General features: G+C 66.3%; 9 protein-coding genes. 2 read left to right on the top strand and 7 right to left on the bottom strand.

All coding sequences use genetic code 11. The features are described from left to right. Positions 1-90 precede the first annotated feature (90 nt). The 3 genes from QZ609_RS21050 to QZ609_RS21040 all read right to left on the bottom strand — a co-directional run bounded on the left by QZ609_RS21050 (position 91) and on the right by QZ609_RS21040 (position 2,708). A complete protein-coding gene (locus QZ609_RS21050; protein WP_295499124.1) occupies positions 91-783 on the bottom strand; it encodes a glutathione binding-like protein in 693 nt (230 codons plus the stop codon). 163 nt (positions 784-946) lie between these two features. After that, positions 947-2,209, bottom strand: coding sequence for an acyl-CoA dehydrogenase family protein (locus tag QZ609_RS21045; RefSeq protein ID WP_295499121.1), 1,263 nt, complete (start codon positions 2,207-2,209; stop codon positions 947-949). Between the two features lie 40 nt (positions 2,210-2,249). Further along, the gene (locus tag QZ609_RS21040; RefSeq protein WP_295499118.1) at positions 2,250-2,708 is read right to left on the bottom strand and encodes a PaaI family thioesterase; all 459 of its coding nucleotides are present in this window, start codon (positions 2,706-2,708) and stop codon (positions 2,250-2,252) included. Between the two features lie 91 nt (positions 2,709-2,799). On the opposite strand from QZ609_RS21040, the gene QZ609_RS21035 reads away from it, so the two are divergent. Next, positions 2,800-3,747: a LysR family transcriptional regulator gene (locus QZ609_RS21035; protein ID WP_295499115.1), complete on the top strand. Its 948-nt coding sequence runs from the start codon at positions 2,800-2,802 to the stop codon at positions 3,745-3,747. 61 nt (positions 3,748-3,808) lie between these two features. On the opposite strand, the gene QZ609_RS21030 is transcribed toward QZ609_RS21035, so the two are convergent. From QZ609_RS21030 to QZ609_RS21015, 4 genes are read right to left on the bottom strand one after another with little or no spacing between them, the layout of a single operon-like run. After that, entirely contained in the window at positions 3,809-4,885 is a 1,077-nt protein-coding gene (locus QZ609_RS21030) for a phosphotransferase (protein ID WP_295499112.1), read from the bottom strand. Positions 4,886-4,917: 32 nt separating this feature from the next. Continuing rightward, positions 4,918-5,649: a histidine phosphatase family protein gene (locus QZ609_RS21025; RefSeq protein WP_295499110.1), complete on the bottom strand. Its 732-nt coding sequence runs from the start codon at positions 5,647-5,649 to the stop codon at positions 4,918-4,920. A gap of 20 nt (positions 5,650-5,669) precedes the next feature. Continuing rightward, positions 5,670-6,449: an oxepin-CoA hydrolase, alternative type gene (locus tag QZ609_RS21020; protein ID WP_295499107.1), complete on the bottom strand. Its 780-nt coding sequence runs from the start codon at positions 6,447-6,449 to the stop codon at positions 5,670-5,672. A gap of 42 nt (positions 6,450-6,491) precedes the next feature. After that, positions 6,492-8,000, bottom strand: coding sequence for a 3-hydroxyacyl-CoA dehydrogenase (locus QZ609_RS21015; protein ID WP_295499104.1), 1,509 nt, complete (start codon positions 7,998-8,000; stop codon positions 6,492-6,494). Positions 8,001-8,109: 109 nt separating this feature from the next. Between QZ609_RS21015 and QZ609_RS21010 the strand changes: the two genes are divergently transcribed. Beyond that, positions 8,110-8,766 carry a glutathione S-transferase gene (locus tag QZ609_RS21010; protein WP_295499101.1) on the top strand — a complete coding sequence of 219 codons (657 nt, stop codon included), beginning with the start codon at positions 8,110-8,112 and terminating at the stop codon, positions 8,764-8,766. Positions 8,767-8,986 lie beyond the last annotated feature (220 nt).

Here is an 8,986-nt window from a genome sequence, read left to right as displayed (position 1 = left end):
ACCCTACCAGCGTTACCCGCTCGTAGGGTGGGGGTGACCATCTCATTAAGGCCGCATACGCGGCCTTTGGTCTCGTGGCGAGCGCGCGGCTCAGTGGCGCTGATACTGCGTCGCGCCGAACAGGATTTCGCGCGCCTTGTCGTCCTGCACCACCGGGCGCTCCTGGGCCAGCACCTTCACTGCGCGCTGCACGGCGGGGCGCGCTTCGATGGCCTCGAACCAGCGCTGCAGCTTGGGGTAGGCCGACAGCTCGATCCCCTGGTTCTTCCAACTGCGCAGCCACGGCCAGGTGGCGATATCGGCGATGGAATAGTCCGAGCCACCCAGGTACTTCGATTCCCCCAGGCGCGTGTCGATCACACCATACAGGCGCTTGGCCTCGTTGCTGTAGCGGTTGACCGCGTATTCGATCTGCTCGGGCGCATAGATGCGGAAGTGGTGCGCCTGGCCCAGCATCGGGCCGACGCCGCCCATCTGGAACATCAGCCACTGCAGCACCTCGTACTTGCCACGCACGTCCTCCGGCAGGAATTTGCCGGTCTTGCCGGCGAGGTACAGCAGGATCGCGCCCGATTCGAACAAGGAGAGGGGTTTGCCGTCCGGGCCATCCTGGTCGACGATGGCCGGGATCTTGTTGTTCGGGCTGATCTTCAGGAAGTCGGGCTTGAACTGGTCGCCGGCACTGATATTGATGCCATGGACGCGGTACGGCAGCCCGCATTCCTCCAGCATGATGTGAACCTTGTGGCCGTTGGGCGTGGCCCAGCTGTAGACGTCGATCATGGCTTGCGTGCTCCTGAGCAGGGAAAGGGCGAGCCGGCTGGCGGCCCGCAGATTGCCCATTCAAGCACAGAACGCAAAAACGCGCAGACGGCGCCGACGGCCCCGACGGGCAAAAAAAATCCCCGCATGCCACGGGGACTAAGGAGTGAACGGTGCGGTTGGCTCAGGCGCCGCGCGTGATCGGCATGTCGATCCCATCCGTCGACAGGTGCATGTGCTTGGCCAGCTCCAGCTTGGCGATGGCGGCGCGGTGCACCTCGTCCGGGCCATCGGCCAGGCGCAGCGTGCGCTGGTGCGCGTAGGCCGAGGCCAGCGGGAAGTCGCCCGACACGCCGCCGCCGCCGTGTGCCTGGATGGCCCAGTCGATCACCTGGCAGGCCATGGTGGGCGCTACCACCTTGATCATGGCGATCTCGGCCTTGGCGATCTTGTTGCCGACGGTGTCCATCATGTAAGCGGCCTTGAGCGTGAGCAGGCGGGCCTGCTCGATCATGCAGCGCGCTTCGGCAATGCGCTCATGCCACACGCTGTGGCGCGAGATCGGCTTGCCGAACGCCACGCGCGCTTCCAGGCGCTTGCACATCAGTTCCAGCGCGCGCTCGGCCATGCCGATGCTGCGCATGCAGTGGTGGATGCGGCCCGGGCCCAGGCGGCCTTGTGCGATCTCGAAGCCGCGGCCTTCGCCCAGCAGGATGTTGCCGACCGGCACGCGCACGTTCTTCAGATCGACTTCCATGTGGCCGTGCGGCGCGTCGTCGTAGCCGAACACCGTGAGCGGGCGCATGACGGTGATGCCTGGCGCGTTGGCCGGCACCACGATCATCGATTGCTGCTCGTGGCGACCCGCGTCCGGGTTGGTCTTGCCCATGACGATGTAGACCGCGCAGCGCGGGTCGCCGGCGCCCGACGACCACCACTTGCGGCCGTTGATGACGTACTCATCGCCTTGGCGCTCGATGCGGCATTCGATGTTGGTGGCATCCGACGAGGCCACGGCCGGCTCGGTCATCAGGAAGGCCGAGCGGATCTCGCCGCGCAGCAGCGGCTCGAGCCAGCGGTCCTTGAGTTCTTCCGACGCGTAGCGCTCCAGCGTTTCCATGTTGCCGGTGTCGGGCGCGGAGCAGTTGAACACCTCTGGCGCCCAGGGCACGCGGCCCATGATCTCGCACAGCGGCGCGTATTCCAGGTTCGACAAGCCCTCCGGCGCACGCGGCGAACGCGGCAGGAACAGGTTCCACAGCCCGGCCTTGCGCGCCAGCGGCTTGAGCTCCTCGATCACCTTGGTCGGGATCCAGGCGTTGCCGGCGCGGCGGTTCGCTTCAATCTCTTCGTGGAAGCGATGCTCGTTCGGGTAGATGTGCTGGTCGAAGAAGGCGAGCAGGCGTTCCTGCATCTCCTTGACCTTGGGCGTGTAGTCGAAATTCATGGTGTCTCCTCCGGAAATCGTTCAAGCGTCGATGAGCCGATCAGACCGGTCCGGTCACGCGACCGCCAAGTACGGCAAACACCGCACTGGCGCGCGCGACCAGCCGGTCGCCACGATGGAACAGGGCCTGCGCAAAGGCCAGCTTGCTGCCGGTGCGCAACCCCTCTGGGGTGATCTCGATCCAGTCGCCTTCACCGGCAGATGCGATGAAGTCGACCGTCAGGCTGGCGGTGGACATGGCGATCGCGCCGCCGGCATCGTCGCCTGGCTCGGCCAGGCAGTAGCCGAGCGCCGCATCGGCCAGCGAGGCGACCACGCCGCCATGCAGGATGCCGCGCCGGTTCAAGTGGTGATGGAGCACGTGAAAGCCCATCACCATCGACGGCCCCGTGCCACGCGCATACACCGGCCCCAGCATCGTCAGGAAGGGGCTCGGCTTGACCAGCTTCTCGAAGCCGGCGGGCACGGTCAGTTGAGGGTCGGCAGCGGTGGCGGTCATGGTGGACACGACTCCAAACACGATGCCCGCAGCATAAGCCTTGGCCTACAATAAGAGAAATGAATTTCGTGGATTGCCATCCATCAATATCGTGCATATATCCCGTGTCGACCTGAATCTGTTCGTCGTTTTCGATGCCATCTACACGGAAGGCGGGATCACGGCCGCCGCGCGCACGCTCAACCTGACGCAGCCGGCGGTCAGCCATGCGCTCGGGCGGCTGCGCGAGCTGTTCGACGATCCATTGTTCGAGCGGCGCGGGCAGGGCATGGTGCCGACGCCGCTGGCGCGCACGCTCGTCGCCGAGGTGCGCACTTCGCTGCAGGGCTTCGAACGCACCTTGCGCGAGGGCACGCGCTTTGATCCGGCAGCAAGCGAACGCCGCTTCACGCTGTCGATGCGCGATGCGCTGGAGGCGACGCTGCTGCCGCCGCTGATGGCTGCTATCGCCCGCGAGGCGCCGCGCATCGATGTGACGGCGGCGCGCGGAGACCGTCGCCAGCTCGAGCCCGAGCTGCTGGCCGGCACCATCGACGCCGCCGTCGACATCCTGCTGCCGGTGTCGCCCGCCATCCGCCATGCGTCGCTGCTGACCGATCCGATGGTGGTGCTGGCGCGCCCCGGCCACCCGATCACGCAAGGGCCGCTGACGCTGGAGCGTTACCTGGCGTATGAGCACGTACACGTGTCGTCGCGGCGACGCGGGGCGGGGCTGGAGGATGTGGAGCTGCGCCGGCTCGGGCGCGAGCGGCGCGTGCGGCTGCGCTGCCAGCATTACCCGGCGGCGTGCCGGGTGGTCAGTTGTACGGATCTGCTAGTGACGCTGCCGGTGCGCTACGCGCGCATCGCCAACGAGCCCTACGGCAACGTGATGCTGCCGCTGCCGTTCCAGGTGCCGCCGCTGGAGTTGTACCTGTACTGGCATGCCAATAGCGACCAGGACGCCGCCGGCCGCTGGCTGCGCGATCACGTCTTTGCCGCCATGGCGGAGGTGGCGGTGGACGATGCCGCCGCTGCGCTCGCCGACGGGAATGGGTAGCGTGTGCGACGAGGTAGTCCATGCGGGTCGATCAAGCCGACCCGCGCGATGACTTCACCCGTCAGCCGGCTTGCTGAGCGTACTTCCAGCCGAGTTCCGCCATCGGCCGTGCGCGCTTGCCGGCTTCCAGCGCCTGCGCGGACGACGCCGTGCCGTCTACCACGCGCTTCATGATCCCCTGCAGGATGCCGGCGATGCGGAACATGTTGTAGGCGAGGTAGAAGTTCCAGTCGCCGGTGATGCGGCGGCCGGTGCGTTCTTCGTATTGGCGGATGTAGTCGGCTTCGGACGGGATGCCCAGCGCCGCGAAGTCCAGCCCCGCCACGCCGCGGAACTGGCCCGGCTCGATGTGCCAACTCATGCAGTGGTAGCTGAAGTCGGCCAGCGGGTGGCCGAGCGTGGACAGCTCCCAGTCGAGGATGGCCAGCACGCGCGGCTCGGTCGGGTGGAAGATCAGGTTGTCGAGGCGGTAGTCGCCGTGGACGATGCTGGTGATCTCTTCGGCTTCCTGCGGCACATGTTTCGGCAGCCATTCGATCAGGTTGTCCATCGCGGGGATCGACTCGGTTTCCGACAGCTTGTACTGCTTGCTCCAGCGCTCGATCTGGCGCGCGAAGTAGTTGCCGGGCTTGCCGTAGTCGGCCAGGCCGATGGCGGCATAGTCCACGCTGTGCAGCGCCGAGATGACGCGGTTCATCTCGTCGTAGAGGGCGGTGCGCTCGGCGGGTTCCATGCCGGGCAACGCCTGGTCCCACAGCACGCGGCCCTGCACGAACTCCATGATGTAGAAGGCGCGGCCGATGACGTCTTCGTCTTCGCACAGCGCAAACATCTTGGGCGCAGGCACGTCGGTCTTGGCCAATGCATCCATCACGCGGTATTCGCGCTCGATGGCGTGGGCGGACGGCAGCAGCTTCGCCTTCGGCCCCGGCTTGGCGCGCATCACGTACGTGCACGACGGCGTGATCAGCTTGAAGGTCGGGTTGGACTGGCCGCCCTTGAACTGCTCGACGGTGAGCGGGCCGGCAAAGCCCTCCACGTTGGCGCGCATCCACGTCTCCAATGCGGCGATGTCGAACTTCTGCTGTTCCGCGACCGGGCGCGTGCCTTCAAAGGCCGAGAAATCCTGTTGCGTCATGGTGTGTCTCCGAATCTTGTTCTGTGTATGGGTCAGGCCGATTTTCGGTAGCGCAGGTACTGCTGCAGCAGCACCTCCATCGTCGTCAGCCGCGAGCCAAGGTGCACCGGCGACGGCGGCGAGAAATTGCTCATGCGCAGCACCCAGTCGCTCGCCTCATCGCCCACGTCGAGCACGTTGATGCAGCCGGCCGTCTGCGCCAGGTTGCCGAAGAACACGCGATCGCCGCCGGTGATGGCGTGCGAGAGGATCGCGCGGTTGGTGCCGCCGTGGAGCACCAGCAGCACGGTGTCCCAGTCGGGCAGGGCACGCAGCCGGGCGATGGCCGGAACCACGCGGTCGAGGAATTCGCCGATGCTCTCGCCGTTGAGGAAGCGCCGGCTTTCCGGCACCGTGCCCTCGAACGCATCGATGAAGGCCTGTGCGACTTCATGCTCGGGAATCTCCGACAGCTTGCCGCCACGGATCTCCTGCAGTTCGGGCCATTGCTCCAGCGTCACGCCGCGTTCCTGCATCGCGGGCATCTCGGCCAGCACGCGCTGCGCGGTTTCCACCGTGCGCGGCAGGCCGCTGACGATCACGCGGTCGAACACGATGTTCTCCGAGGCAAAGGTCTGACCGGCGGTACTCGCCTGCTTGCGGCCTTCCTCGTTGAGCGGCACGGTCTCGGGCAGGATGGGGCGGCCGGTCTCGTCAAAGTACGTGACCGAGCCATGGCGCATCAGGTAGACGCGCCGGCGGTTGGGAACGGGAAACGGGATCATCGTTCAGCGACTGGTCAGTGTTAGCGGTATTGGGGCTTGCGCTTCTGCAGGAAGGCCGAGATGCCTTCGTTGCCATCCGCGTGGTGCAGCGCTTCGACAAAGCTGTGCTGCTCGGCCTTCAGGTGATCGTGCAGCGAGGCATCCTCCGCATGCGCGATCAGGCCCTTGATGCGGCCCACCGCGTGCGGCGATTGCGCGGCGAGCTTCTCCGCCAGCGCCAGCGCCTGGTCCAGCGCCTCGCCGGGTTTGGTGACGTCGTTGACGAGGCCGAAGTGCGCCAGTCGCTCAGCGCCGACCGGCTTGCCAAGCATGATGACCTCGCTGGCCAGCGGGCGCGGCAAGAAGCGGGCGATGTGCCACGAACCACCGCCATCCGGCGTGAGCGCGACGTTCACATAGGCCATCACGAACTTGGCATCCGACGCCGCAACCACAAAGTCGCACGCCAGCACCAGCGAGAAGCCCGCGCCCGCCGCCGCGCCTTCCACCGCCGCGATCACCGGCTTGGGGAAGGTGCGGATGGTCTCGATCCAGTGGTTGAGCGCGTCGATACCCTCTTCCTGCACGCGCTTGGGCTTGCTGCGGTTCTCCAGCAGGCGGTTCAGGTTGCCGCCGGCACAGAACACGCCGTCCGCGCCGGTGAAGATGAGGGCGCGGATCTCGTTGTCGTTGGCGGCGCGGTCCATCGCCTCCATCGACGCGGTGTACATCACCGGGTCCAGCGCGTTGCGCGCGTCGGGATTGGACAGGGTGAGCACCAGCGTGGAGCCGATGCGTTGGGAGAGCAGTTGCGCGGTCATGGCGATGGCCTCGTGTGGAATGGCGTTCGAGCGTTCGAGCGTTCAGGCGTCCGGCGTCAGCAGCGACATACCCAGACGCGCGCGGCGCAGCAGCCACGGGCTCGGGCGATAACGCGGGTCGCCATAGAGCACGTAAAGGTTCTGCAGCACTTCAAGGATGGCGTTGGTGCCCAGCGTATCGCCCAGCGCCAGCGGCCCTTGCGGGTAGCCGAGGCCCAGCGTGACGGCGAGGTCGATGTCGGTCGGCGTGGCGATGCGCTGCTGCGCGATGTCGCACGCGATGTTGACGATGCACGCGACGATGCGCTGCGCGACAAAGCCGCCGGAGTCGCGGATCACCGACACCGGCACGCCGTCGGAGGCAAGCAGGCCGTGCGCGGCGTCGCGGTAGGCGAGGTCGGTGGCCGGCGTCGTCATCAGCGTGCGGCGCTTGGTGGCGGCGAACGGGTAGAGCGTGTCGAGCGCCACGGTGCGGCGGCCGTCGAGCCCTTCGGCGGCCACGCAGGCCGTTGCATCCAGCCCGCGCGGCGTCACGATGATGAGCGCGTCGGCCGACGGCTTGGTGCCGGCCTCGGGCGTGATGCCCAGGTCCAGCATCAGGCGCTGCGCGGCGGCGTGGCCGGCTTCATGCGCGCGGCTGATCCAGACAGACTTTGGGCGTGCGGCGGGCACAGGGGCTTCGGCCGGCACCTGCTTCTGTCCTTCCGGGTAGCGGTAGAAGCCTTCGCCCGTCTTGCGGCCGAGGATGCCGCCGGCAAAGCGCACGGCGGTGATCTGCGAGGGGCGGTAGCGCGGCTCCTCATAGAACTGGCGGTAGACCGATTCCATCACCGGGTGCGAGACGTCGAGCCCGGTCAGGTCCATCAGCTCGAACGGGCCCATGCGAAAGCCTGCCTGCTCGCGCATGATGGCATCCACGTCGGCAAACGCGGCCACGCTTTCCTGCGCCACGCGCAGGCCCTCGGTGTTCATGCCGCGCCCGGCGTGGTTGACGATGAAGCCCGGCATGTCGATGCAGCGCACGGCGGTGTGGCCCATGCGCTTGGCGAGCGCGGCCAGGGCGTCGCCGGTGGCGGGCGCGCTGCGCAGGCCGTCGATCACCTCGACCACCTTCATCAGCGGCACCGGGTTGAAGAAGTGGAAGCCGGCCACGCGCTCGGGGTGCTTGCAGCCTGCGGCAATCGCTGTGATCGACAGCGACGACGTGTTCGACGCCAGGATCGCATCCGGGCGGACGATGTCTTCGAGCTGGCGGAAGAGATCGCGCTTGACCTCCAGCTTCTCGACGATGGCCTCGACGACCAAGTCGCAGTCGCCTAGGTCCGTGAGCGCGTTGGCGGGGATCAGCCGGGCGACGGCGGCGTCGGCCTCATCCGCCGTCAGCTTGCCCTTGGCGGCCAGTTTGGCCAGTGTGTCGGCCAGCGCACTGCGGGCGGCCTCCACGGCTTGAGGGTTGGCGTCGAACAGCTTGACGCGCAGGCCGGCCTGGGCCGCGATCTGCGCAATGCCGCGCCCCATGGCGCCGGTACCTACAATCCCGATACAGTGCATATGAAATCCGCTTCGATCGAAAGAAGTCTGGCTAAAATAGCACGAGCGTGCGATTTTGGCATCCGCGCCAACCATGACAGGCGATCAAACCAACCAAGGAGACTGGTGCATGCTGACGCTATACGGTTTTTCCGCGAGCAACTACTACAACAAGGTCAAGCTCGCGCTGATGGAGAAGGGCATCCCCTTCGAGGAGTCGCTGCGCTGGCCCGACCAGACCGACGGCGAGATCTCGCCGCTGCACAAGGTGCCGTACCTGGTGGGCGAGGACGGCGGCATGTGCGAGTCGCAGGTCATCATCGATTACCTCGAATCGCGCTACCCGCAGCATCCGCTGATTCCGGCCGATCCGTTCAAGGCAGCCAAGGTGCGCGAGATCGTGACCTTCCTGGAGCTGCACCTGGAACTGGTGGCGCGTCAGCTGTTTCCCGAGGCGTTCTTCGGCGGCAAGATCAGCGACAACCTGAAGGTGAAGGTGCGCGAGCAATTGGAGAAGAACATCCCGGCGGCGGCCAAGCTGTTCAAGTTTGCGCCGTACGTGGCGGGTGACACCTTCACCATTGCGGACTGTGCCGCCATCGTGCACTTCCCGCTGGTGAGCCAGGCCACCAAGATCATCTATGGCGAAGACCTGCTGGCGCCCATCGAAGGCGTCAAGCCGTACCTCGCCAAGATGGCCGAGAACCCCAACGTGCAGAAGATGAGAGCAGACAGCAAGGCGAACCTGGAACAGATGCTCGCCCACTACGCCAGCAAGCGGGCGTAACCCGCCGCGGTTAGAACCTGTTCACGATCCGTAGCGAGCGGCCCGAGGTTGGTCCGAGAAGCGCAGCCGTACATTGGGTACGGCGAGCATCACAGGGCCAAGATCGGGCCGCGCAGTAGGATCGTGATCAGGTTCTTACAGCTTCGACAAACGCTCCAGGGCCAACTGGAGCGTTTCGTCTTTCTTGGCGAAGCAGAAGCGCACCACGCCCGATTCGTGC

The sequence above is a fragment of the uncultured Ralstonia sp. genome (genome assembly GCA_913056305.1).
Lineage (GTDB): Bacteria > Pseudomonadota > Gammaproteobacteria > Burkholderiales > Burkholderiaceae > Ralstonia.
This window is presented reverse-complemented; position numbering and strand designations above follow the sequence as displayed.